Below are 25,528 nucleotides of genomic sequence, written 5' to 3'. Positions count from 1 at the left end.
TTAGGAATTTTTAAAGATTCTAATGTAATATTTAATCTGGCTTTAGAATCTAGATTATTTTTTGCTGAAAGTAAGATTCTTTGAAGCTTTTTATAGTTATCATTCAATTTAAAATTGAACCTGCCTAAGCTATCTGATTCCTGTGAATATAGTGTCGTTTGTTCTCCAAAAGTTGTTAATGTTATGGTATTTTGACCAACAGCTCGTTTTTTATTATTAGAAAATACATGACCATTAACACTTAATGCTTTTTGTAATCTATAGAACTTGTTAAAATCTCGTTGGACAGGATATTTATAATTACGCCAACCTTGTGTTAAGAGCAATGCTTCTAAATCGTTAAATCGGTCAGTATTTGAATTAAAATAATATCCTGGTTCTTCTATTTTACCATGAATTTCAGAGCTTAAATAAAAATATGATTTAATATTTTCATATTCATTCTGCCATAAATTTTTATTTAATACCATGATGGACATATCGGTATTAATTGACGGAACTGAATCTTTAGCTACTGTAATATCTAGATTGATTTTTTCTCTATGTTGATATTGTTCTTGATTAGAAATTATATTTAATACAAGATTATTTTCATGATTGGCATTGAAGTATAAACGTTCTGCAATAGGCTTTTTATCTCTATTCAATAGCGTGAAAATAATTATACCATGCGGTAAGTCATCAGTAGGAATTTCAGCGGATAATTGACTTTTTTTTAAGGGTCCTTCAATTAAATAATAGTCATTTCCTCTGCAACTTACTTTTATATAAATTACACCTTCTAGATTAGTAGAAGCTACTCTTACATTTATCTTATTTACTCTTTTTTCTATGGATAAAACACTACCAAACTGCACTACTTTAGGAATTTGTTTTATAATTTTATTTTTAAAGTTTGTAGATTCTGAAACTTCTGCAATGTAATTAGTATTAGTAGAGGGCTTCATTACAAAAGAACCCATACCCAAATGATTACTCTTAAATTCTGTAATCTTGTTCCCTGATTTATCATAAACAGTGCCTTTAATTTTTCTTCCTTTAGAGTCATATCCTATAGCCTTAAAACCTATTTTATTATTTAAACCCGCTACAAGTTCTCCACTTTCAGGAAAAAACTGTACATCAAGTACTGTATCATTAAAAATTATTGTTTCAGATTTTCCAACGCTGTCATTACTTTTAAGTCTTAAGTTAATCCAATTCGGTTTCTCGTTCAATTTTAAATTTATAGCATAGTTTTTTAACTCTTTAGCTTTAATTAAAATAGAATCTCTAGTATTTTCTTCATCTAAATGTAAAACAACATCACCTTTAAATCCATGTTGTTTAATGGCAAGATTACCTAATAAGTAATGTTCAATACTATCTTTTTTGACAACTTTTAATCCGGAATACGTATTAAATTTAGGTTTGAATTCATCATATATTGAAATATCCGATTGAAATAAAAAGGCCTCACCAAAATTTAGGTTCCAATGCGTATACGCCCGTATATGATAATCACCTGGTATGAATTCCTCTTTTAAAGATAAAGAACCATTACCCATACCGTTGTTTAATTTTAAAAGCTGATGTTCTAATATACGCCCGAACGGATCGATTAAATCAACAAAGAGCACTCCAGATTGACTTGGTAAATGATATTTGGAATCTCTTACTACAGCTTTAAACCATATGGTTTGTCCAATACTATAATCTTTAGTAATTAATTGCAAATAAACTTTGTCGGCAATTGAAATATTTGAATTTCGATTTACCTCTTGCGATAAAAGTGTTGTTGAAAAAAGCAAAAAAAATAGTAACACCTTATTAATCAAAATGAAAATTGGTTTTTAAGCATTTGGTAATCTTCTTTGGTATCAATATCAATTATATTATCACCAGCAGATATAAGTATGCAATTTGAACTATTACCACTTATAATATGGCTTGCGCCCTTATCACCACTAATATTGCATAATTCATCAAAATAGCCATTTTGAAAAATAGCTGGTACGCCCGCTTTTTTTTGATATTTTGTAGCTACAATACCTTTATGATTTATACGAAAATTATATATAAGTTTATTTAGATAATCACTATTGATTAACGGTTGATCACAGAGCATGATTAAAATAGCTTTATAACCCACTCCTTTATCCAAAATACAGTTGATACCAAAAGACAATGAACTGCCCTGCCCTATTTTAAAATTAGGATTGTAAATACTATTAACTTTTTTTAATTCATCAATTTCCTTAATTAATTCAAAATTCCCACCTAAAACAACATAAACATCTTCAGGTGAGACCATTTTAGCTTCATTAATCGCATTGCCTAATAAAGTTGTACCCATCCAAGTTAACAATTGTTTAGGTTCTCCCATTCTTATCGATTCACCTGCCGCTAAAATCAGAATAGCTATGTCACTATTTTTAATCATATATTATGTTATGTACTAAAAACGACCACTAGAAGAGGTGGTCGTTTTGTTTTTAAGCCCTAAAGAATAATTATTTTAATATAAAATTTACTAAATCCTATAATTTATCCTAATATCTCTTTCTCGGGTGTTTTCCAAAACGATGGATCTTGCATAAATGGTTGTTTATAAATTCTTTTGCCCGTTGCAGCTTTTAGGGCGTTGGCAACGGCTCCACCTGCTGGTGGTAAGGTTGGTTCTCCAAGACCTGTAGGCGCAAATTCATTCTGGATTAAATGTGTTTCAATTTCTGGAGCTTCATTCATTCGAATTAAACGATAGCGATCAAAGTTTTTTGCTGTTGGCATTCCATTTTCGAAATCGAAACTACCAAACATTGCATGACCTACGCCATCAATTACCCCTCCTTCAATCTGATTCATAGCTCCCAATGGGTTAACTACGACTCCACAATCTACAACACAGGTGACTTTCTTTATAACTGGCATTCCGTTTTCGATAACAGCTTCAGCTACTTCTGCAACATGTGAGTTATGACAATAATAAGCTACAAATCCTTGATAAACTCCATCTTTAGATTTACCCCATCCAGATTTTTCGGCTGCTGTGCGAATGCATTCCTGAAGACGTTCTGGTGAATATTGAATTCGCTCATCAGTTGTACCTTTAACCTTTTCCAAAAGATCTAAACGCATTTGAACTTGATCAACCTTCATTACTTCAGCTAATTCATCAAAGAAACTTTGCTCAGCATAGGCTAAAAAGTTCGTATAAGGTGCTCTCCATGCTCCGGTAGTAATATTACTTTTATAATTAGCTACATCTACTTTATAATTTTTAATGGCTCCGGCTGGAAAGAAATTAGGAATTAATCCATACATATTTCCATTAACAGCGGCTTCTTTTATATGATACCCTGTAACTTCACCATCTTTTACTGATGCTTTAATTCTATATTTTATTGCTGGTCGATAAACACCCATACTCATATCATCTTCACGAGAAGAAATTAATTTCACAGGTTTTTTAATTGTATTCGAAATTTCTGCGGCTTCATAAACAAAATCACCATAGAGTCGTCGACCAAAACCACCACCCATACGTGTCATTTCTAAATGTATATCCTTAACATCCCTACCTAGCATCGCCGCTACTGCTTGTGCAGCAAATTCTGGCGTTTGAATAGGACCAACTAAATGAATTTTATCATCAGTAACATTGGCGAAAAAATTCATTGGCTCCATACAATTATGAGGTAAGAATGGTGATTCGTATGTACGTTCTAAAACTTCATCTGCATTAGCAAAAGCTTTATTTACATCTCCATCTTCACGCATGGTCGTAAAGTCGTTTCCATCGAGTAGGCCTATTAATTTTTTGTCCTGCATTTCTGTGCTTTCCAATGGAGAATCTACCACCCATTTTGCCTTTAGCGCCTTTTTTCCTTTCATTGCAGCCCAAGAAGAATTGGCAATAACAACAACTTTTTCACTACTGCCTAATACTACCGTCCAATTTCTTTCTTCACTATCTAGGAGTGCATTAGCTCCTTCACCTATTTTAACAACATCAATAACACCTGATATGGATTTAGCCTCTGATGCGTCAAAAGATTCTAATTTTTGACCAAATGAAGGTGGTCTTAAAACGGTAGCGTAAACCATGCCCTCCTCTTTATAATCAAGACCATATAAAGGTTTGCCTGTAATTATTTTATCGATATCCACATTTCCGACATCAGTTCCAATGATTTTAAAGTCTTTAATTTCTTTCAAGGTAACTTCCTCCGGAACTTCTAATACTGCAGCTTCTTTTACCACCTCTCCATAACCTAAAGTTTCACCTTTTGAATTGGAAATAACACCTTCATTAGTAGTACATTCCGATGCATCTACACCCCATTTAGTAGCAGCTGCGTTAATTAACATTTGTCTGGCAGTAGCACCAGTTTGTCGTAAGGGTTCCCAGGCTAGACGAAGAGATTGACTACCACCTGCTAACTGCCTTGTATAATTTTCGGTGTCCAAAACACCTTGTTTTACATATACGTTTTTCCAGGCAACATCTAATTCTTCAGCAATTAACATAGGCATTGCTGTTTTTACACCTTGCCCTATTTCTGGATTAGGAGAATATATAGTTACCGCGCCATTATCAGCAATCTCAATAAATGCATTAAAATCATTATAATTAAGACTCGCCAAATCAATTGAAGGTTCAGTTTTTGGTTTGCAAGAATTAAATAGATTGAACCCTATTAACATTCCTCCACTTGCTAAAGAAGTAGTTCGCATAAAGCTTCTTCTACTAAATGCTAATGAATTACTTGGTTTTGTAGTAGACATAGTTTTTGCTTTAAGATTCAATGTTTTTTGCTGCATTCTGAACAGCCTTATTTATTCTTGTGTAAGATGCACATCGACATATATTCCCGTGCATAGCATTTTTAATTTCATCTTCAGTTGGATTGGCATTTTGAGCCAAAAAAGCTGATGCTGTCATAATTTGACCGGCCTGGCAGTAACCACATTGTGGCACATCGACTTCTTTCCATGCAACTTGTACTGGATGTGAGCCATCTTCCGATAAACCTTCAATAGTGGTGATTTCTTTGTCTTCTATTTGTGCTAATGTCGTAGAGCAACTTCGAGTGGCAACTCCATTTACATGAACTGTGCACGCTCCGCATTGCGCAATTCCACAACCAAATTTAGTACCTACTAAATCTAATTGATCCCGTAACACCCACAATAAGGGGGTGTCTTCACTTACCTCTACGGTTTGTGATGTCCCATTTACTTTTAATTGATAAGTTGGCATGTTATATTATTTAAGGATATGATTTACAAGTTACTAAAAATAATAATCGTTGATCTTTATTTAACAAAATGATAAAGGATAACTAATTATTCAACCAATAATTAAACTTCAAAGTTAATGACCAATCACGAGGAAAATTAGGGTCAATCATTTGATTGTTAGAATATACCAGAAACAAATCAGAAGCCGGAGCATACCTCCACTGAAATCTGGTATTCAAATTAAAATTTTTACTCTGTTCATTGTATTGAAACAGATTAGAAAAAAATAATTTGTTAGTAAAGGTTACATCTAATTCTGATCCTATTAACCAAAATTCATTTGTATTCCATGGCGCCGAAAGTTCAATTCTATTATAATTTAAATTAGCAGTTAGGCTTACATATGGTTGAATGCGGTAACCTAATTCAGTGGACAGACTAGTTCTATTCCCATTTAAATAATACCCTCCTAATCTTCCATTAAAACTGTATGTTAGTAAACTTTGTGGTTTGGATGCATATTCCCAACCAAAGGCATTCCATCTATGTTTAGTACCAACATCTAAATCTGCAATACCCAATCTTGTTGGGTCAAATGGAGAAAGCAATTCTACATAGTCGTAAGAAACAAAAAAGTCTAGACTACTCCTGTTTCTAAAATCAATTAAATATTGTAAAAACGTTGTATTGTCGGTCTCTTTAAAACTTTCATTAAAAAAATAGAAACCATTTAATTTAGGACCATGACTAACAATTGGTCCGGATGTCGGAAAGAATAGATGTCCTAAATATGAATTAAATTTAACAAATCCATTCCTAGGTACATAACCAACTTCAGCTGTATAATTATCACTTACCCATTGTTCTTCAATTCTCCAGTTCCATTTTCTATTTTGATATTCAATATGTGCAGCCTGACTAATACCGCTATTTTCTTTTTTAGGGGCAAATGATTTTAGCAAAAAAGCTTTACCGGTCCATAAATTAGTTTTAGATGCCAAATTATATTCCAAACCAAAGTTTCTATTATACTTGGGGAATAGAGCACTCAAGGAGTCATTTTCTTGTGGATAATTTATGGCCTGTTTATTTACCAAAAGCATACCAATGTTAGAACGACTAAAGACTTTACGTTGTACCGATATTACACCGAAATTATGACTAGGAAGTCCTGATTCTGTTACACTTGATGTTTGCATATCCATAACACCTATGCGCCACATTTCATTAAGATTGCCTGAGAGTCTTAATCCAGCTTGTATAGGTACTCCTAAACCAATTCTACGTGAAAAAAATGGTCGAATAGTAGCATAACCAAAGCTTGCAAATAGATCTCCATTTTCTAAAAAAAACTGTCTTCGCTCCGGAAAAAATAATTCAAAACGATCTAAATTAGTTACTTGACGGTCAACATCTACTTGAGAAAAATCCGGATTAATAGTCATATCCAAATTCAACGAAGAAGAAATACTAAATTTTACATCACCACCGACTTTAGTTTTATATTCAGTTCCTACATTTTTAGTGTGGTCTTTTTTTATTTCTCTTAATATATAAGGTATAACAGAGTAATTAATTTTTGGTTTAGGCGGTGGCGTATCCCAAACCAATGTGCCAGTATATGCTAAAGATGCCGTTGGGAATTGCCTCGGAATTGGCGTCCAACTAGATTTTTCACTCGCCTTAAGGTCTAATCGGCTAAAATTTATGCCCCATTCTTTAACTCCTTCTTCATATCGAATAGATTTAAAAGGCAATGCCATTTCAAAAACCCATTTTTCATCGTCGCGTGTGGTTTTTGATATCCATTTGCTGTCCCAGTTCAAGTCTATACTACCTCCATCATACATAGTTCCATCCCATTGAGCTCCATATGCGTTGGCCCCAAAAGAGAATCCAGTGGTCTGATTATTAAATGGATCCATAAATAAAAGGAAATTGTCATTTTTGCCAAAAGTAAAATCTCGGCGTAAAGACTCTACAGTATAATTTCCTTTTTTATCATGATAAAATGTAGCTAGTAGATAAAGGTTTTTATCATCATAGGTCATTCGAATTTCTGTTTTCTCATTTGCTGGACCATCATCCATTGGTAAAACCATAAAGAAATTCTTTGCAACATCGGCATTGTGCCAAGCTAAATCATCACCAACTCCATCAATTAATAAAGTGTGGTTACTTTTTTTAATATTTAATTTAAATGCTTCATTCTTTTTTTGAGGATGTACATAGTAAGTAATTAAAAATAATACACAGAAAAAAATCTTGTTCATTAGTTGGTGAAAAATAGTTGAGGTGGATTGTAATTGGAAAGCTACAAAAATTATCTTCAAAAAATTTAACATGCTTTAACATATATTTTCGGGAGCTACTATAATTTAAAGGGATTTTGACCGTTCTGCTAGGTGAACCTCAAATGAAATTGAATATGAAAAACTATTTAAAAGTAACTAGCCTATTTCTAGTATTTACCATCTTATTTTCTTGTGGAAATGCCGATGATGATGTGAATTTTCAGTTAAACCCGATTGGCGATGAAGGATTAGGTAAAGGTACTGTTGTAGATGATTGTTTAGACCTTGGAGAAAGTGATTTAGTTTTATCTATTCAAGAACAATTCTCCACACTACCAGGTAAAATATCAATTCTTTTTAAGGTATCTGATACGGAAGGCGCTCCTGTTTCTGGACTTTCTGCAGACAAATTTACCATTTATGAACAGGGAAGAAATGATGACTGTTTTAATACCATTTCACCTTCAGAATCTAATGCCAGAATATCACCTAATTCTCAAATATTTAGTAATAATACGCTTTTAGTACTTGATTTAAGTAATAGTGTTTTAAGTAGTAGTCTGGATGAACTTAAAACAGCTTCGGTTAGCTTTGTAAATAATGTTATGCCAGCCGTAACGAACGAATCTGTAAAAATGGCAATTTATTGGTTTGATGGTGAAGATGAACTTCATTTATTAAACGATTTAACTGCCTCAAAAAATGATTTAATTACCGCTATTGATGGAATAAACGAAGATATTAGTAATGACCCGTCTACAGATTTATATGGAGCGGTTATTAAATCGACAGATATTGCTAGTCAGTTATTAGCCACAAGTACACAAGATGATAAAATTGGTGCCGCTTCGGTTGTCATTTTCACTGACGGTACTGACCAAGCTTCTCGTTACACCGAAACTGCTGCCCTTGAGAAAGTAGAAAACGCAGATCCAAATATATCATTCTTTAGTATTGGGTTAGGTTCTGAAATAGATGCTGATGTTTTAGCGAGTATTGGAAAAACGTATACAGTTTTTGCTGGCAATAAGGAAGAATTAGAAACTAATTTTAATGAAATTTCTGAACGTGTATCACAACGTGCTAATAGTTTTTACTTATTTGAATACTGTACACCAAAACGTGATGGTAGTGGTGTAAATAATTTAGCAATCCAAGTTGTAGATGGCAGCGACCAAGGTAGCGTACAAACACAATTTGATGCTACTGGATTTACTGGTGGCTGTGAGTAATAACATTTCGAAACTACGGACAAAAGCACCTAAATAGGTGCTTTTTTTATTTATTACATGTAAAATAGAATTTTCGGAACAAAAACGATGTATCGCTCAATTTACTGCTGATTGCTACGCCTATGACCATTGAACAGTTGCTTTTGCAAGTTTTTTTCTGCATACCCGTACCAGTTATCGTTTATTTTATACCTTTCGGCTAATTGATGCAATATCAATTAGGGTGTAAGGCCTCTTAATTGTTTCTTTACCAAAAATGATCCCTAAATCATTTTGACAACCTACATCCGAAGAACTGCTATTGAAGTTGAACCATGTCTGAGAACATCAGATATAAAAAATGAAAAAATGGATGTAATTAACACGATTGTACAAAACAGCTCATTAAATGGAATGCCAAAATGGTATAAAGCAACGGCTATACTCTTATTCTCAACAATAGTAACATTATTAGCAACGATGTTAGTATTATTATTTATTTACGGGCCAGAAATGAATATCAAATTCGGATATTAGTAATAAAGATTTCCGAGTTTTTTTTACCTAACGAAAAATCATTGCGTTTTTAATATTAGCCTTATTTGAATTTAAGTCTATTAAAAAACCGTTGATGACTGCATAAGCTAATGCCCCATCTTTTTTCAGTAAAAAGGTGGGGTTTTGTCCTACTTCTATTTTGAATTCTGGCAATTTATAATTCTTACCTATAATATGAATGGGAAAAGGTGAGCTAATCATGCTTATTGGAATATTTGCCATACGAACATAGGTATAGCCTTTTTTAAGTAATTCAAAATAATCCTCTGCGAGGGCATTAAATTGTTCTTTATTCGAAATTATTTCTGAATATACTTTACCGGGAACTATTCTATAATTTTTTGCATTAAATGTTTCGTACCCATAATACGTAGATAAATCACCCTGATCCAATATCCTACTGCTATACCAGAAATCATTATCACCCTCATTATCTACTTCTAAACGGTTTACGACTATATCAAGAATGTAATCTTTATCAAGCAATGTATACGTGGCGTTTTCAATTTTTAAATCAAATAGCTTGCGGTCATTTTCTGGGATTTTTTCATAATCCTCTAAAGGAATATTCTTATAGTTTTCTTTGGCAATGGTATAAATTGCTGATAAAATGGAAACATAATTCAATTTCCTAATTTCTTGTTTTTCACGATCTTTAGCATAACCTCCAGATTCTATAAGAATGGTATTTGTTCCCCACTTTTGAATATTATCTCCAAAAGCTCTAGGTTCAAAATCATCATTATACCTTCCTACTTGTCCTGGCGCATATTTTTGGAGAATATTATTCATAAAAACTATTACTTTCATTGCTGCACCACGACCTTCATTAATTTCCTTCTCATAATTATAGGCAGGTGCTAAATATGAAATAGTCGCCGGTTTTTCTGTACGCTCAGCATTATAATACCTACTTTGATCGTGTAGATTAAATCCGAAATCAGCGTCCAAACTATCGCGAACGTGTTTTAAAGTTCTACCTTCTGGTGATTGTAAACGTAGGGCATCTCTATTGATATCAATACCTAGTAAATTTCTTCGTTGATAACGTTCAGCACCATCCGGATTTAACATAGGTAAAAAATGAATCGTTAAATTACTGAGCATAGCATCTTTCTCTTTTTTAAAATCATTACTCCTAAAAAAGTTAAAAATATCAAAGATGGCTTGCGTAGCTGTAGGTTCATCACCATGCATCTGAGACCAAAGAAATACGCTCGTTTTTCCTGTACCTATGCTAATTAATGATAGATTTCTCGCTTCTATGGACTTACCAACGGTTTTTATAGTAAAACGAGAATCTGAGGAAAGTGAGTTAATTAAAGGTTGAATTTCATTATATTTAATACGTCTTTTAGCTAAGCTAGGCTCTCTGTATTTTTCATATGTTTCATATAGCAATTCAGTTATTTCTACTTCTTGCGCATTTAGCGATACCGTAAAAAAATATATTAAAAAAATGTATTGGCTTAATTTCATTTTACTTATTTGGTAATTGTTTAAAATTCATACTTTTAGTAGCTATACGTACGTTTTTCATAAATTCTTTACCAGGATCCGTTTTTTCAGTACGATAGCCGTCATCCTTTTCTAACCATAATTCATGATCTTCAAATAGTGTGTATTCGTAATGTCCAATTACATAATCAATATTATATTTTTTGGCGAGGTACTCGACTAACCAAATATTCGATTTTAATTGAGCATCTGTTAATGGCAAATCTTCAGAACCACCAATATTTTCAACGCCAATAGCACAATGGTTTAATCCTATTACATGCCTAGCCATTTTGGTTTCTGGCATAAGTCTGTAAATAGTACCATCGCGATCTACCATAAATTGTGATGAAACATTAAGCGCACCAGCGTTACTAATATCACCTCGAGTTATGGATAAGGTTGAACGATTAAAAAAGTCAAAAGAATCCTTAAATGTTGGTATTACCGTCCAATGCAGTACAATCATTTTGGGAACAATTGTTGGTTTTTCTCGCTTTAAATCGTAATGGTCTTCCAAATACGCTAAAGTCAAGTTATTTCTTTCATCATCAAAGATTATTGGCTTATCAATTATCTGTCTTTCTGTTGAACAGTTTACAAAAATAACTGAACATGTTAAGTATAGAAATAACTGATACTTACGGCGTAAATTCTTGATTTTATTAGTTTCTAGTACTGTCATTTTCTAATTCTTCGATAGCATATTTAATATTTACTATTTTTTGTCCCCATTCTTTAGCCCTTTCTACATCTGTTCCCATATAAATATCGATTCTATTTTTATACCGAGCATTCATTTTGTCTTTTACAAGGTAGATTCCGGAAAGTCCGGCAATTCGGACTTTAGTATTGTACTTAAGTCCTAAAGCTATTAAATCACGTGATACGGCAATGGACTTCATACCTGGTTTTAAAGTATCACCCCACGCTGCTATATTCGGTTGATGGTCAGTTTGTGCTTTTACTGAATTATATGCAGACATCTTTACCTCTAGTGATTTCCATTGGTAAGTAGTTTTTTGTGTACAACTAGCTATTAACAATAAACAACTAATCGATAAGAAATATAAATTTCGCATTTTATTTGGTAAGTAAAAGCAATTATAGCTATCCTAAAAATTGATTGTTTTATTTAAAGATAACAAATGACGCTTAATTTTTTTGATAGTTCATTAACTTAGCTATCTAAAATTCCCTTATTCTAAATGAAGATATTTAAAAGAATTCTGCTTGTAATACTAGTTTTATTGGGTATTGCTATATTTTTTAATTACCCCAAATTAAATTTTATTTCTGGTTATGCATCCAAAAATTTAGCTTCTTCACATTTTATTGCACATCGGGATTATTCTGATATAATAAATAATGACAACAACATGCCGTTGATTAAATTGGCAGAATTGTCTAAGGTTGAAGGTGAAAATGTAACTGCTTCAGTTTACGATTTAATGCCTAGAGAAACGGTATGCCGTGAAGGATTAGGTTGTGCTTTGATAACCGATGGATATGACGCTACTATTAAACTACCTGTGCCCAGAAGATCAATTTTGGAAAATAATTTACCTTTTCCATATGGTAATTCGGGAACAAAAGATTCTGTTTTTACAAATATCAATTATGATGGAATAAACAATGCTATAAATGGTGTTCTTTCTGATTATGAAACACAGATGACACGTACGGTTATGGTTATTTATAAAGACCATATTATTGCTGAAGAATACATTGAAGGGTTTTCTAAGGACACTCGAATTTTGGGTTGGTCTATGACTAAAAGCGTACTCGCTACTTTATATGGAATTTTAGAATATCAAGGAAAATTGGATGTCACATCGCCTGCCCCAGTTGCATCTTGGAAAAATGATGAACGTAAAAGCATCACATTAAACAATTTATTACGTATGCAAAGTGGGCTTGAATGGGAAGAGGATTATGCAAGTATTTCTGACGTTACAAAAATGCTTTTTATGGAGGCAGATATGCCCTCTGTACAGATGAACAAGGAAGCTATTGCAGCACCAACAGAAATATGGAATTACTCTTCGGGTACAACTAATTTGTTATCAGGAATATTAAGAGATCAGTTTAAAACGCATCAGGAATATGTAGATTTTCCATATCAGGAATTAATTGATAAAATTGGAATGAACTCCATGATTATGGAAGCTGACATTGCTGGGAATTTTGTTGGATCCTCTTATGGATGGGCAACGACACGTGACTGGGCAAAATTTGGGTTGCTTTATTTACATCGTGGAAATTGGAATGAAACGCAATTATTTGCTCCCGAATGGACGGACTACGTTAGTAGACCTACCAAAAATTCGGATGGCGTTTACGGTGCTCATTTTTGGTTAAATGCAGGTGGTAAATATCCTGATGTTCCTAGAGATATGTATTCAGTTAATGGATTTCAAGGACAACGAGTATATATAATTCCTTCTAAAGATTTGGTTGTTGTAAGAACCGGATTAGGACAAGAACCACTTTTTGATGTAAATAAGTTTTTAGGGGAACTTTCCGCAGCAATAAATTAGCATTTTTAGTATATTCCACAATTTTAAAAAAGAAAGATTTTTCCTACACAACAAAATATTGTGTTGTCACAACATTTTTACTTCACTTCACAACATTAATTAAAAAATCATCTAAGATCACGGTATGTTTACACTGTAATTAAAACGGAGTTAATTTTTTCATTTTCATATAGTGTTCTCGTAAAAGAGTCTTTTCGAAAGAAAGGACTCTTTTTAGTTTAAATACGTTTTTTGAAAAATCATTTAAAATATTGAAACTTTTTAAAGCAAAAAAACTAACATGAGTAAACCCTTGTTAGTTTTAATATAGATTATATAAGAAGGTAATTTTTAAATTACTTAAAAGTTATTCATTTAAATTTAAAATGATAAATAATGATCTTCTATTAGCTTGGTGATCTTCTTCGGAACATTCAACATTGTTGCTACATTTATTTACTAATTGCGCTTCACCATAACCAATAGCACTTTCAATTCTATTTTTTTCTATGCCTTTGGAAAAAATATAATCCTGTGTAGATTTTGCCCTTAGATCGGATAACTTCCTGTTGTAACTATCTGATCCTCTAGAATCAGTATGAGCCTCTATTTTTATAATCATTTCAGGATGGTTATTTAAAACCGAAATTACTTTATCTAGTTCATAAGCAGCTTTAGGTAGAATATCATATTTATCGTAATCAAAATATATCGGATTAACTACTATCTGATTATCTATGATTAATGGTTGTAAAAACAAGTTTAAGTCTACTTTTCTAACTTTTCCGTTTTCAGATAATAGTGTTACTTTACTCATATCACTTTCGAAATCTGGTTTATCAGCGCGTACTGTAAAAGTTTGTTCGCATTGCTGTTCAGAAAAAACATAAACTCCATCTTCTTTAGTGGTTACCGTTTCTAGCACTTTTCCACTAGCATCAATAAGTTTAACAGTTGCATTTGATAATGGTTCCTTAGTATGCTTATTATAAATAGTACCAGCTATACTTTCTAAGCATATTTCTTCAATATCGAATGCATATATATCATCATCACCTTTTCCATTAGTCCTATTTGAAGCTAAATATCCAACCTTTTCGTCTTTTATGGTAAAAGCAAAATCATCCATATTACTATTAATTGGCTGTCCCAAATTATAAACTGAATTTTCTAAAATATTATCTAAGCCTATTTTATAAACATCTAACAAACCTAATCCCACGCGTCCATTAGACGAAAAATACAACGTATTATCATCAGTTATAAAAGGAAACATTTCAGTGCCTTGGGTATTTACGTTATTTCCTAAGTTTATTGGTTTACCAAAACCATTTTCTTTAATAGCGACCTTATAAACGTCTGTTCCACCAATACCACCAGGCATATTTGAAATAAAGTAAAGTGTTTTCTCGTCTGGGCTTAAGGTCGGTTGTCCTGTAGAATATTCATCACTATTGAAAGGTAATTCTGATATGTTCGTCCAAATTCCATCAACTAATTCTGCTTTATATAGCTTAAGATTCATGGTTTCGTCTTTTGTTTTTCCTAATCGAATTGATTTTGAATTATCTCTAGTAAAATACATTGTATTACCGTCTTTTGTTATCACCAAAGTGGCTTCATGGTACTTTGCATTTATACTACCTTTTAATTTCTCCAACCCTATTATTTCATTGGAATCATCAATTTGTCCATTGTAAATATCAAAAAATGGTTGCTTATTCCATTTATATATTTCGGAATCTTGATTTGTGTTCGGCCTAGTTGAAAATATAAACAACGCATTATTATATGCAAATCCATTAATATCTGAATACTGTGTATTTATATCTAAATTTTTTAAGTTCTTATATGAAACTAGACTATTTTCCTCAAGCTTTAAACCATTACGGATATGTAGTGATCTGATATCGTCTGGGACTAATGTTGCAAATTGATTAAAGAATTCTGTAGATTTAGTTTCATCTCCTGATGCCTTTAGTACTTGTGCATATTTATAAAAATACTCACTTGAAACATCATTTTTGTATTTCTCAATCAATACAGCAAACCAAGTTTTAGCTTCCTCTATTTTTGCATTATTGTAATATGAATCGGCTAAACGTTCAATGGTTATTTGAGAAGAGTCTCCTTTTTTTACAAGAGCCTTATATGCCTCAGCAGATTTTACGTAACTAAATTCTCTAAAATAGAAATCTGCTTCTTTTGACGTTTGAGCAAATGAAATTGAAAAGGAAAGGCAAAGCCCTAAAAACAATAATATTTTTAACTTATCCATAATTTTATATATTAATAGAATCTTGGAGAAACTATTCTTATTATTTTTTTTGATTTAGCAAGATCAAAGCGTAGCATAATTTCATGTGAGCCACTACTTAATCCATTTGTGAGTCCACTAGTTGTAAAATCATACGCGTAGCCTGCAAAAAGTCCATCTGTTATCTGAAAGCCTGCTAAACCACTAACTGCATCACTTAATCTATAACTAACCCCTAATGTCAACTTTTCCTTATATAAGAAGTTAGCCGAAATATCTGCTGATAATGGTGCTCCAGATACGATTTTGCTTAAAAGTGCTGGTTTAAATTTCAGGTTATCATTAATATCAAATACATAACCTGCTATTAAAAAGAAATGCAAACGCTCTTGTGCAACATCTTCTTGAACATCACTATAATATTTTGTTGTTAAAATGTTTGGTAGTGATAAACCCACATACCATTTAGTGGTATGATGATAATAGAAACCAAGTCCAACAGCAGGGGAAAGCTTAGAATCTATATCCGTTAAATTGGGATCATTTTGTTGAGCGGCAGTTCCTTTTGAAAAATCAACATCTAAATATCGAATTCCCGCTTTTAATCCGAATGATAAATTAGTTTCTAGTCCTGTCTTAATAGTATAAGAAAAATTGCCATCGGCCTGAAAGCGTTGTGCTGGGCCTAGATTGTCATTTACAATATTTAACCCTAATCCTACATTATTACTTAAAGGAGATTCAATACCTAAAGATTGTGTTTGCGGAGCACCATCGATACCTAACCATTGTGAACGATGTAATCCAAAAATGCTAAAATTTCCTCTTGTACCAGAATAACCCGGATTTACAGACATTGTATTGTACATGTACTGAGTGTATTGCGGATCTTGTTGTGCTTTCGTTTCTTCCGAAAAAGTAAAGGCAAGCAAAAGCAGTGCTATGGTTTTTAATGTGAATATTTTTAAATTCATCTTTTATTCGTTTTATGTATTCAATCCACTTGTTAGTTTAGAAATAACCATCCTGTAATTGGTTCTTCATTTATTTTTAAATCCAGAACATAGTAATAGGTTCCTGCGGGCACCTTATTGTTGCTACTCAGCGTAGCCCTCCCAGTAGACTCGCCATCCCAAGTGTTTAAGTAATTTGTTGTTTCATAGACTAAAACGCCCCATCTATTAAATATTTTTAATGTACTATCTGGATAATTCTCAATGCATTCTATAGTGAAAAAATCATTTATACCGTCTACCTCAAGAGGAGTAAATAGGTTATTAACTTTTAGTACACAATCTTCAACGCAATCTGTTGGAGCAAGGCCATTAACAACTAACATATCGGCAGTGCATTCATTTGCGTCTTGTATTGTAATATTATAATCTAAAGAAATATCAATATTATCTGAAGTCCATATATTACCTTCCCATATTCCAGGAGCGCCAGTACCAGATGCTATAAAAGGTGCTTCACCAGATACTTCAAAACTTAGCGTATAGGAAGAATTATCTTCTGAACATGTTGTTGTTGGAATTCCAATTAACTCAGCACTTTCATAAACTTCAACTTCTAATTCATAAGGTCCTTCAGGTGAATTGGTACATCCAAAAGACGGTTTTAGAGAATAGTAAACGGTATACGTTTCAGTTTGGTTTGGAGTCACTTCTAATGTGTTTTCATTACCTAAGGCTGTGCCCGAAGAATCCGTCCAAGCAAAGTCGAATAAAATATTTGGTAGTGCTACAAACATAGTTGAAGTTTCACCAGGACATATGACTAGGGGATTCGGATCAGTTTCAGGAAAAATAAATGGCCCATGTTGTAACGTTTTAATTTCTTGCGTATAACCACACTCATTACTAACCCTAATTATATAGGTACCTACACTTAGGTTTTGAAACACATATTCTAATTCTGTAGAATCTGTAGTTGTATATGTTTGGGTTGGAGCATCAATTTCGGGGTCTAGAGTATCCTCCCAAATACTGTAGGTTGTTTCACCTACAGGAATACCTCTGGCCATGATACCTAGAATACCAGAGTTATCATCTGCACTATCGCAGAAGAAACTTATAGAATAAAAAGACATTTGTTCATATTCAGGTACCGTTACAGCTACTTGATATTCCATTCTTTCGAATGCATTAAGAGCTGCATCGAAATTGGTCCAATCTTGATAAGCCCTCCCAGGTATGAATTCTCTAAACACCAAATCATCGAAATGGATGATATAGTCACCTGGTGGAATCGAACTAAACTGCCCTGAATTAGCTTCATCTGGGTTTTCTGAGCTATTGCGAACTAATGCCCCTAACTCACCGTTATTATTCTCATATAAGGTGGTTTCGGATTCATCAATTACATTAGAGTCTCCCATATCAAAAACAATATCAGCGGCAGCGCATCCTTGATTAAATGTAATACTTGGATTATAAGTTACAGGTGCTGTCAAATCGATAGTTTGGGTAAAAGTATCACCACAAGAATCGGTAAATAACACTTCATATTCACCAATGGGTAGATTACCGATATTTGGACCATAATACCAACCTTTAGTATCTGCGGATTCATTTGGATTATCCACATAAACTGCGGTCATTGGGAAATCATAACTATAAGAACCTGCTAAAGTGTAGGGCTGGTTTGGGTTTATAACAATATTTGAACTTCCATCAGTACGAGTAATTGTTGCGGTTATTGGGTAATTTAAAGGGTCTAATTGTGCCCAATGAGTAAGATTTCCGTTAGTTTGTGTTTTTCTAATGTTTATTGCAGAAGTTCCTTCTAAAAGACTCGGACCTTCTTCTAATCCTATTTTAAATAAGGGATTTTCATAAGTAACATCTGGTGTTATAATTCGCTCCACCCTATGGCAGTCGTCTTCAGCTACAATTTGGTAAGTCGCGGTGGGATCGTCAAATGTAAAAGTCGCTCTACCACCTGAGTTACTTAGAAAACGAACATTATTTCTAGTTTCAAGAAGCACAAAACTTCCAGAACCTGCAGGCTCCTCTTTATACACACTTAATGTATTTGATACTTGAAAAGTATAAGCAATTCTTCCTTCGGGAAGCCCTCCATCTACTTGCGCTTCCACATTAATATTTACCCCATCAAGACAATCTTCTGTTTTTGAAGCTTCCAAGCTAACATCTAAATAATCATCTGGTAAAGTTGCTAATACTAAATCCGGTCGTGTAATTGCATTACAAATATCACTTACCTGAATATTTGTTAATACATCGCCCGGTGTTAAGCCTGTAAAATCGTAAACAGTATTGGTATTATTACTAATGAGATCGGCGTAAATAGTTGCACCTCCGTTTAGGGTTGCACTAGCAGCGGTACCCAGAGCTAAGCCAAGTTTATTACCATAGGTTATGGCTAACCTATAAGTTACAAGGCCACAGGTGTCTTCATCTGGTCTGGTTCGTTCATAGTAAAACTGTATAGGTATATTTACAGTTTCCGCTACAGTAACACTTCGTGTTTCAGAACTAGTACAACTCACACTATTATCAGTAACACTAATTCTATATTCAGCTGGAGCTAAGCCTGAAAAGCTGTGGCTTGTAGCTGAAGTATTATTTTCTGTTTCAATTACTGTACCATCTAAGATAAGACGATAGGTAAATGGACCTACACCACCAGTAACACTTAAAGAAACAGCTCCATTTGCGGGATTGTTTGTATCGGTAGCACTACATGAGGTATTGGTTGCACTTGGTGTCAGGCTCATAGGTGTATAGGTACTAGTCACCTCAATTCCTTCTTGAGACGACGAGTCATTGCCTTGTCGTAGGACTACATCATAACTACCGGGTCTAAGGTTTGGAAATGTACCTGTACCAGACGTCGATAAGGTTATTAGATTAAGAGCTGTAGAAGATTCTGATTCAAAAATTTCTGCAAAAGTTGGTACAGTAGTACAATCTGTTGCTCCTGTAATTTGTATATCAATACTTGCGTCTTGAACACAGGCACCGACTATTGGAGTGGCAGTGAAATTCGTTATATCACATTGAGCTTGTAAAACAATTGCTTGAAATATGAACACTAGTGCCAACCAAAGGTTTTTACTATTATTCTTTTTGCATTTTAAGAATTTACTAGGCATGTTCATATAATTTTATAAAAATTAGGAGACTTGGTTCTATGGAGGAATTGAAATCAAATATTTTAAATATAATATCAAGGAAAAATAAATTGTTGTAACAAATAGGAGAATGTGTTGTATAAGAAGGTTTTAACGAAGTTTGTTAAAAGTCCTCAATAATAATCGAATTATACTTTAACAAGATATATCTTACAAATTGAGAATCAACATTTTAAGACCTATCTTTTTTATAGGTAATTCTGCAATCATTATACCTGCCTCTTACATGTAGTCTACAATGGTAAAATGAACTCTTTTGGTTAAAGGGTTATCCTATATACCTCATTATTAGGCATTAGGTCGTTCTAATTTTGCATTAATGTAATTTTTTTTGAAAATTAGTAAATGCAGAAAGTTGCAATCTTATTCTTTTTAAGTTTATCCAGTTTTTGTTTTGCGCAAGAAACATTAGATGCCAAAACAAAAGCTGCTATTAATTTACATGTAGACTATATTAATGCGTGTAGCTACTATATTGATGCTACGCAGCACACATTAAAAGCTTTTAATAAAAAATTAAATGAATATGCCGAGCTATTAGAGAAAGAAGAAGTTCTTAATCACAACGCGTTAGAACTATCCTATGGCCAAATAACTATCGATAATAAAAAACAATTGACAATAATTTCTCAAAAATATGACTCATTAGCGCTTGTAAGAATCAATTTACCCGCAGGAGCGGCCAAAAGACTTGAAAATGAATTAAAGCATTATCAAAAAGTCTTCGACCAAGTGAAGTCCATTGTCAATGCCTTAATGAAATTCACGGCTGACAAGGTGTATTTTTTTGAGGATATTCGATTTAGACAAGCCTATTCCCTATTGCATGCTTATGAAAAGAACCTTCGAACACTTTATGTTTTAAATTACGGGTTCAGTAGTACGATTACTGATTTATTTGGGAAAGAAGAGCTCCCAAAAGCCTTAAGCAGAGCTAAAAGATTGGTGACACTGTCTAAAAGAATTATTTTTCAATTAGGTCAAGGTAGAAATGACAAAGTAGGTAGAACTATGCATCAATGGCAGGAAGAGTATGAATTTCATATTAATTTAGAACATAGAAAAATTTTGGATGAATATGGTAATTTTCCGTATTTGGATACTTCTCAAAATGAAGATCGTAAAGCTATTGATGAACATGCAAAATTAATTTACCGCTGGGCAGAAAAGTATCTAAAAGGTGAAGAACTTTTTGAAATCGAACAAGAGTATGATCGCGCCTACCGATTTGAAGAATTATTAATTGATATTTTTAATAGTCAGGGTGTCGGAATTGCTGAGAAATATAATCTTTTTATAGAACGATGTGACCAACCTGTTTTAAAAATTGTAAATGAGGTACCTCCATTTACAGTTATTTTTCCTGAGGAAATAAAACTGCCTGATGAAAATGCCACTTGGTTTTCAACAGAAGGTATAAAACAGTTGCTTTTTGATCCAAATAATATTAATACACTCGATGGTGCTTTAACGAATAATATGGTTTTGTTAATAGATGTTTCTATATCTATGCGTTATCATAAAAAATTGGAAAAGCTTAAAAGTTCCATAAATTATTTAATTGATGTATTACGAACCCAAGATAAACTGACTGTAATTACATATTCAGGAAAGGCCAAAAAGGTAATAGAAACTGGGGAGATCACTAATAAAGAAGAATTGATAACTATTATAAATTCACTTAAAGCTTCCGGGAAATCAAACGGTAAAGCAGGTTTGCAAATGGCGTATCGTGAAGCGGTTAGTAATTTTGTATACGGTGGCAATAATAAAATTATTCTAGCTTCAGACGGTATGTTTAAAATAGATAACGAACTTAAAAACCTTATAATTCAAAATCTTGATAAAGATATTTACTTATCTACTTTTCATTATTTATCCCCTAAGGGTAAAATTTCCAAGAAAGATGTCCTCCAACAGCTTTCTGAACTTGGAGGAGGTCATTACATTGAAATTAACAAAGAAGCGGATGCTATTAATGCCTTAGTTACTGAATCTAAAAAGAAACCGATGTTATCTGATGATTAGGTAACTCCATAAAAATTACTGCATTTACGGTATCCATTTATTCTTGCCAAAATTTGGCTTTCGCTTTTCTAAAAATGCATCTCTACCCTCTTTAGCCTCATCTGTCATATATGCCAATCTGGTGGCTTCACCTGCAAAAACTTGTTGCCCTACCATACCATCATCAGTAAGATTCATTGCAAATTTCAGCATTTTAATTGAGGTTGGTGATTTTTCAAGTATTTCTTGAGCCCATTGGTATGCTGTTTCTTCCAACTCATCATGAGGTATCACAGCATTTACCATACCCATTTCATAAGCATCTTGCGCGGAGTAATTTCTACCCAAGAAAAAGATTTCTCGAGCTTTTTTCTGTCCTACCATTTTGGCTAAATATGCAGAGCCATAACCACCATCAAAACTGGTAACGTCTGCATCTGTTTGTTTAAAAATTGCATGCTCTTTACTGGCTAATGTTAAATCGCAAATTACATGTAAACTATGCCCACCACCAACAGCCCATCCTGGCACAACGGCAATAACCACTTTAGTCATAAAACGAATTAATCGTTGCACCTCCAGTATATTCAATCGATGCATTCCATCGTCTCCAACATATCCTTGGTGACCTCTTGCTTTTTGATCGCCTCCACTACAAAAAGCCCATCCCCTATCCTTTTTAGAAGGTCCTTCTCCAGAAAGTAATACAACACCAATAGCGGTATCTTCTTGAGCATCATAAAAGGCTTTATAAAGTTCACTGGTGGTTTTTGGGCGAAAAGCATTACGCACCTCTGGTCGATTAAAAGCAATACGGGCAACCCCATTACATTTTTTATAGGTAATATCTTCAAATTCAATCGCTGTTTTCCAGGCTATGCTCATTATAGTATTCTTTTTTAATACAATGCAAAGTAACGGAATTTGATATAATTTAAAATGTTGAAAAAAATGTTAATACTATACGCTAACTATAATTCTATTCTTAAAAACATTCCTTTAAATTCGAATAGCCCTAATAACCAATATGAAAAACCATAAACTACTACTATTTCTAGTATCATATCTTTTTCTTAATTCTTGTAATGTGTCTACATTGTCTAAAAAGGACTTACAAGATCTCTCCAAAATAAAAGTAAGTATTACAATAGATGATGGAATAAAAGAAAATGGCTTAGATCAGATTAAAGTTTTACTTACTGATGGTGTAAAACAGATAATCGAAAATGATATTAAAATTCTACTTAACGACAAAGAATTAGAACTTTCTGTAACCCAGGAAATGTTATTAAACAAAACATCATTTTATAAAGCACCAAGTTTGATAAGAGCTAGTTCGTACTATTTTGAAATAATACTACCAGACAAATCGAGACATCCGTTAGCGTATATAAAACCCTACAATAACAATTTGTGCGCCAAATTTAACCTACCAAGTCACCTGCCAAAAAATGAAGATTTTATTCTTAAATGGACAGATCTAAATACTCCGCATCAAATAGAATTAGTAAATAGCCCTGAATCTAATCTAAATAACAAATCATTAAGAACAACTTTTAATTACAATGGTGCTTTGAAGGACACTCTTTATTCAAGTTCTGGGGAATATATTATTTCTAAGTCTTTTTTTAATGATACTGCCATTAATTCTAAAAACTTAGCAATCAAATTAAATAGAGAAGAATTAGGAATGACGAATCCGCTTTTATTAGAAAATAGTATAATTACTTATACGCATACCATCGAAAAGTTGATTAGATATGAAAATAGTCAGGAATTAGTTTTTTCCAACTAATAAATATATTGTTTCCAGATGTATTTTATTTTCCAGTTTTAAAAAGTAATATTTACAAAGGGAATTATTGGACTTGTATAAACACTTTCATCTTTGTCATACAATAAATTATATTTAGCTCCTAAAGAAATATTATTAGTTAGATGCATTCCTATTCCTAAAAATAAGGCTGATTCCCAGAACTTATCTTTTACATCACCAGTAGGTAATTCAGTCGTTCTATTCACATTTAATTCTGCAAACTCTAACAAAGTAATGAACTTATTTACTGGGCTATATAACACTACCGCATTTGCGCCAATAGTTGTTGTTTTTTGCAAGTTTTTTATAGACGCGTAATTCCCTTGTAGTCCAGCAGCAAGACTCACTTTATTACTTAACTGATATACTAAATTTGGAGATAATCCAATATTTGTTCCACCAACAAAATTTAGCCCAAACCCCAAACCGAACTTCAAACGTTTATCTAAATTTACAATACTGTCTGCCTTAATTATGTCAACTGATTCTACATCATTTTTTAATTGGTTCGCCGTGCTATCTTCTACAATAATGTCATCATTTTGTGCAACCGAAGTAAAACAAAACATTATAAATAGATTTGATAAAATCAAATTTTTATACAAAAAGCTCATGGTATTGTGTTTTATGGTAAGTAATTAATTGAATTTTTCAAGCGCTCAATATATACCTTTTTATTGACAATATAATATGTAGACATACCCTTTTTATTCTTCTCTATTTAAAGAATTAATCAAAAATCACTTATTTTTTTCTTCAATCCATTTCGACATATATTTAACCCCCATCATAGATTGATGCTGAATTAAATTGCCAATGAAGTTGTTGCTTCTATGAGTTATAATATTCTTTTGAATATTTGAAGTTTTGATTTTTAAATTTTTAGTCAGTTTTTCCGAATCAAAGTTCTCAATTAGGATTTGTTGCCCGTTTTTTTGATATTCTTGCCATACCTTAAAATTAGTATAGGTCTTGATTGCCGACGCTGCAAATGCTTTAGAATTGTCGTGAATTTCGCCGCACCAAGGTAAGTCATTATGCATACCTTCAGCTCCTATTGATGTGGTAATGCTTGGCGTTCCACCAAGCATCGCATCTAATAATTTACCTTTTTGCCCAGCACCAAAACGTAATGGAGCTAATAATATTTTGGCATTCGAAATAACCTCATGAGCATCTCTAGCCCATCCTTTGATCAGAAAACCATCCTTAATGGAATGTAATTCTGTAATTTTTTGAGGTAAATTACCTCCGTATACGTTAAGATTTGCGCTTGGTAATTGTTTTCGAATAATAGGCCATATTTCCTTTTTTAAATAGTTAATTGCATCAATATTTGGCGAATGACCGCCAAAGCCAATAAAAAGAAAATCCTTTCTTTCTTCAAATTTTGGTTTTCTTTGTATTTCTTGAATTGATGGAGTCTTTACCATAAAAGGTAAATACAATAAAAGCGTTTCACAGTTTGGAAGCACTTCTTCCAATAATTGTATTTCAAAATTAGAGATAATTAATGTTAAGTCGCATCGTAGTATACTAGCAACTTCGCGCTTGGTTAGCTCATGTGATTTCCATAAATCGGTAGTCCAAACTAAATTGGTTATTAATGCTTCTTCTCTTGATTTGCGTAGTGAATGCAAATCTTCGGTGTCTAAAATCTTAATGGCATTAGGAACATTTTCGGAAACTCGCCATCCAAATTGTTCCTCAGACATAAAGCGATCAAACAGAACTACATCAGGATTTAATTCTTTTACAAAACCATTAAAACTATCATGGTTCAAATTAATATTTACGGTTTCAACTGAATCAGAATTAAAAGCTTCTCTCTTTTCAGCAGTACTTGCAATCGTAATTTTATAACCTTCAATCTTAAAAAAAGTGACCAATTGCATAAGTCGTACTCCGGCAGCCGAATAATCGGGAGCTGGCCAGTTTTGCGCAATTATCAGGAGCTTTTTCAAGAGAATAGCTAAATTATATGTTTAAA

Annotated in this window: 18 protein-coding genes and 1 pseudogene; 5 read left to right on the top strand and 14 right to left on the bottom strand. The window is 32.9% G+C overall.

The window, feature by feature from the left end:
• The 5 genes and pseudogenes from ABJF52_RS01585 to ABJF52_RS01565 all read right to left on the bottom strand — a co-directional run.
• Positions 1 to 1,790, bottom strand: a pseudogene (locus ABJF52_RS01585) (hypothetical protein); the annotation flags it as partial.
• A 23-nt stretch (positions 1,791 to 1,813) separates the two neighbouring features.
• A complete protein-coding gene (locus ABJF52_RS01580) occupies positions 1,814 to 2,422 on the bottom strand; it encodes a nucleotidyltransferase family protein (RefSeq protein WP_348145310.1) in 609 nt (202 codons plus the stop codon).
• A 104-nt stretch (positions 2,423 to 2,526) separates the two neighbouring features.
• Positions 2,527 to 4,767, bottom strand: a complete 2,241-nt coding sequence (locus ABJF52_RS01575; RefSeq protein ID WP_348145307.1) for a molybdopterin cofactor-binding domain-containing protein — start codon at positions 4,765 to 4,767, stop codon at positions 2,527 to 2,529.
• Between the two features lie 10 nt (positions 4,768 to 4,777).
• Positions 4,778 to 5,242 (bottom strand): (2Fe-2S)-binding protein, encoded by a 465-nt coding sequence (locus tag ABJF52_RS01570; RefSeq protein WP_348145304.1) that lies wholly within the window; start codon positions 5,240 to 5,242, stop codon positions 4,778 to 4,780.
• A gap of 82 nt (positions 5,243 to 5,324) precedes the next feature.
• Positions 5,325 to 7,496 (bottom strand): DUF5916 domain-containing protein, encoded by a 2,172-nt coding sequence (locus ABJF52_RS01565; RefSeq protein WP_348145301.1) that lies wholly within the window; start codon positions 7,494 to 7,496, stop codon positions 5,325 to 5,327.
• A gap of 155 nt (positions 7,497 to 7,651) precedes the next feature.
• Between ABJF52_RS01565 and ABJF52_RS01560 the strand changes: the two genes are divergently transcribed.
• Positions 7,652 to 8,749, top strand: coding sequence for a VWA domain-containing protein (locus ABJF52_RS01560; RefSeq protein WP_348145299.1), 1,098 nt, complete (start codon positions 7,652 to 7,654; stop codon positions 8,747 to 8,749).
• A 273-nt stretch (positions 8,750 to 9,022) separates the two neighbouring features.
• Complete coding sequence (locus ABJF52_RS01555) at positions 9,023 to 9,265, top strand: hypothetical protein (RefSeq protein WP_348145296.1); 243 nt, start codon at positions 9,023 to 9,025, stop codon at positions 9,263 to 9,265.
• A gap of 27 nt (positions 9,266 to 9,292) precedes the next feature.
• Here ABJF52_RS01555 and ABJF52_RS01550 read toward each other — a convergent pair whose 3' ends face one another.
• Genes ABJF52_RS01550 through ABJF52_RS01540 form a run of 3 tightly spaced genes read right to left on the bottom strand, consistent with a single transcriptional unit; the run spans position 9,293 to position 11,865 of the window.
• Positions 9,293 to 10,765 carry a M14 metallopeptidase family protein gene (locus ABJF52_RS01550; protein ID WP_348145294.1) on the bottom strand — a complete coding sequence of 491 codons (1,473 nt, stop codon included), beginning with the start codon at positions 10,763 to 10,765 and terminating at the stop codon, positions 9,293 to 9,295.
• Position 10,766: 1 nt separating this feature from the next.
• Positions 10,767 to 11,468 (bottom strand): peptidoglycan recognition family protein, encoded by a 702-nt coding sequence (locus tag ABJF52_RS01545; protein ID WP_348145291.1) that lies wholly within the window; start codon positions 11,466 to 11,468, stop codon positions 10,767 to 10,769.
• Positions 11,449 to 11,865, bottom strand: coding sequence for a 3D domain-containing protein (locus tag ABJF52_RS01540; RefSeq protein ID WP_348145288.1), 417 nt, complete (start codon positions 11,863 to 11,865; stop codon positions 11,449 to 11,451). The genes ABJF52_RS01545 and ABJF52_RS01540 overlap by 20 nt, the downstream gene beginning before the upstream one ends.
• 126 nt (positions 11,866 to 11,991) lie before the next feature.
• On the opposite strand from ABJF52_RS01540, the gene ABJF52_RS01535 reads away from it, so the two are divergent.
• Entirely contained in the window at positions 11,992 to 13,323 is a 1,332-nt protein-coding gene (locus ABJF52_RS01535) for a serine hydrolase (protein WP_348145285.1), read from the top strand.
• Between the two features lie 346 nt (positions 13,324 to 13,669).
• On the opposite strand, the gene ABJF52_RS01530 is transcribed toward ABJF52_RS01535, so the two are convergent.
• Genes ABJF52_RS01530 through ABJF52_RS01520 form a run of 3 tightly spaced genes read right to left on the bottom strand, consistent with a single transcriptional unit; the run spans position 13,670 to position 19,676 of the window.
• Positions 13,670 to 15,580, bottom strand: coding sequence for an OmpA family protein (locus ABJF52_RS01530; protein WP_348145283.1), 1,911 nt, complete (start codon positions 15,578 to 15,580; stop codon positions 13,670 to 13,672).
• Positions 15,581 to 15,591: 11 nt separating this feature from the next.
• A complete protein-coding gene (locus tag ABJF52_RS01525; RefSeq protein ID WP_348145281.1) occupies positions 15,592 to 16,533 on the bottom strand; it encodes a type IX secretion system membrane protein PorP/SprF in 942 nt (313 codons plus the stop codon).
• 32 nt (positions 16,534 to 16,565) lie between these two features.
• Positions 16,566 to 19,676, bottom strand: a complete 3,111-nt coding sequence (locus ABJF52_RS01520) for a gliding motility-associated C-terminal domain-containing protein (protein ID WP_348145278.1) — start codon at positions 19,674 to 19,676, stop codon at positions 16,566 to 16,568.
• A gap of 384 nt (positions 19,677 to 20,060) precedes the next feature.
• Here ABJF52_RS01520 and ABJF52_RS01515 point away from each other — a divergent pair, with 384 nt between their 5' ends.
• Positions 20,061 to 21,743 carry a VWA domain-containing protein gene (locus tag ABJF52_RS01515; RefSeq protein ID WP_348145275.1) on the top strand — a complete coding sequence of 561 codons (1,683 nt, stop codon included), beginning with the start codon at positions 20,061 to 20,063 and terminating at the stop codon, positions 21,741 to 21,743.
• A 24-nt stretch (positions 21,744 to 21,767) separates the two neighbouring features.
• Here the strand turns inward: ABJF52_RS01515 and ABJF52_RS01510 are convergent, their stop codons facing one another.
• The gene (locus ABJF52_RS01510) at positions 21,768 to 22,607 is read right to left on the bottom strand and encodes a 1,4-dihydroxy-2-naphthoyl-CoA synthase (RefSeq protein WP_348145272.1); all 840 of its coding nucleotides are present in this window, start codon (positions 22,605 to 22,607) and stop codon (positions 21,768 to 21,770) included.
• A 142-nt stretch (positions 22,608 to 22,749) separates the two neighbouring features.
• On the opposite strand from ABJF52_RS01510, the gene ABJF52_RS01505 reads away from it, so the two are divergent.
• On the top strand, positions 22,750 to 23,517 hold the full coding sequence (locus ABJF52_RS01505; protein WP_348145269.1) for a hypothetical protein: 768 nt from the start codon (positions 22,750 to 22,752) through the stop codon (positions 23,515 to 23,517).
• Positions 23,518 to 23,555: 38 nt separating this feature from the next.
• Here the strand turns inward: ABJF52_RS01505 and ABJF52_RS01500 are convergent, their stop codons facing one another.
• Both ABJF52_RS01500 and ABJF52_RS01495 read right to left on the bottom strand, forming a co-directional pair.
• Positions 23,556 to 24,107 (bottom strand): hypothetical protein, encoded by a 552-nt coding sequence (locus ABJF52_RS01500; RefSeq protein WP_348145266.1) that lies wholly within the window; start codon positions 24,105 to 24,107, stop codon positions 23,556 to 23,558.
• Between the two features lie 171 nt (positions 24,108 to 24,278).
• Positions 24,279 to 25,502 carry a glycosyltransferase gene (locus ABJF52_RS01495; protein WP_348145263.1) on the bottom strand — a complete coding sequence of 408 codons (1,224 nt, stop codon included), beginning with the start codon at positions 25,500 to 25,502 and terminating at the stop codon, positions 24,279 to 24,281.
• Positions 25,503 to 25,528 lie beyond the last annotated feature (26 nt).

Source organism: Aurantibacter sp. (assembly GCF_039941195.1).
Taxonomy (GTDB): domain Bacteria; phylum Bacteroidota; class Bacteroidia; order Flavobacteriales; family Flavobacteriaceae; genus Aurantibacter_A.
This window is presented reverse-complemented; position numbering and strand designations above follow the sequence as displayed.

Excerpts from the sequence above, each read along its gene's own strand:
- ABJF52_RS01580 (WP_348145310.1), bottom strand. The coding sequence starts at position 2,422 with ATGATTAAAAATAGTGACATAGCTATTCTGATTTTAGCGGCAGGTGAA.
- ABJF52_RS01575 (WP_348145307.1), bottom strand. The coding sequence starts at position 4,767 with ATGTCTACTACAAAACCAAGTAATTCATTAGCATTTAGTAGAAGAAGC.
- ABJF52_RS01570 (WP_348145304.1), bottom strand. The coding sequence starts at position 5,242 with ATGCCAACTTATCAATTAAAAGTAAATGGGACATCACAAACCGTAGAG.
- ABJF52_RS01565 (WP_348145301.1), bottom strand. The coding sequence starts at position 7,496 with ATGAACAAGATTTTTTTCTGTGTATTATTTTTAATTACTTACTATGTA.
- ABJF52_RS01560 (WP_348145299.1), top strand. The coding sequence starts at position 7,652 with ATGAAAAACTATTTAAAAGTAACTAGCCTATTTCTAGTATTTACCATC.
- ABJF52_RS01550 (WP_348145294.1), bottom strand. The coding sequence starts at position 10,765 with ATGAAATTAAGCCAATACATTTTTTTAATATATTTTTTTACGGTATCG.
- ABJF52_RS01545 (WP_348145291.1), bottom strand. The coding sequence starts at position 11,468 with ATGACAGTACTAGAAACTAATAAAATCAAGAATTTACGCCGTAAGTAT.
- ABJF52_RS01540 (WP_348145288.1), bottom strand. The coding sequence starts at position 11,865 with ATGCGAAATTTATATTTCTTATCGATTAGTTGTTTATTGTTAATAGCT.
- ABJF52_RS01535 (WP_348145285.1), top strand. The coding sequence starts at position 11,992 with ATGAAGATATTTAAAAGAATTCTGCTTGTAATACTAGTTTTATTGGGT.
- ABJF52_RS01530 (WP_348145283.1), bottom strand. The coding sequence starts at position 15,580 with ATGGATAAGTTAAAAATATTATTGTTTTTAGGGCTTTGCCTTTCCTTT.
- ABJF52_RS01525 (WP_348145281.1), bottom strand. The coding sequence starts at position 16,533 with ATGAATTTAAAAATATTCACATTAAAAACCATAGCACTGCTTTTGCTT.
- ABJF52_RS01520 (WP_348145278.1), bottom strand. The coding sequence starts at position 19,676 with ATGCCTAGTAAATTCTTAAAATGCAAAAAGAATAATAGTAAAAACCTT.
- ABJF52_RS01515 (WP_348145275.1), top strand. The coding sequence starts at position 20,061 with ATGCAGAAAGTTGCAATCTTATTCTTTTTAAGTTTATCCAGTTTTTGT.
- ABJF52_RS01510 (WP_348145272.1), bottom strand. The coding sequence starts at position 22,607 with ATGAGCATAGCCTGGAAAACAGCGATTGAATTTGAAGATATTACCTAT.
- ABJF52_RS01505 (WP_348145269.1), top strand. The coding sequence starts at position 22,750 with ATGAAAAACCATAAACTACTACTATTTCTAGTATCATATCTTTTTCTT.
- ABJF52_RS01500 (WP_348145266.1), bottom strand. The coding sequence starts at position 24,107 with ATGTTTTGTTTTACTTCGGTTGCACAAAATGATGACATTATTGTAGAA.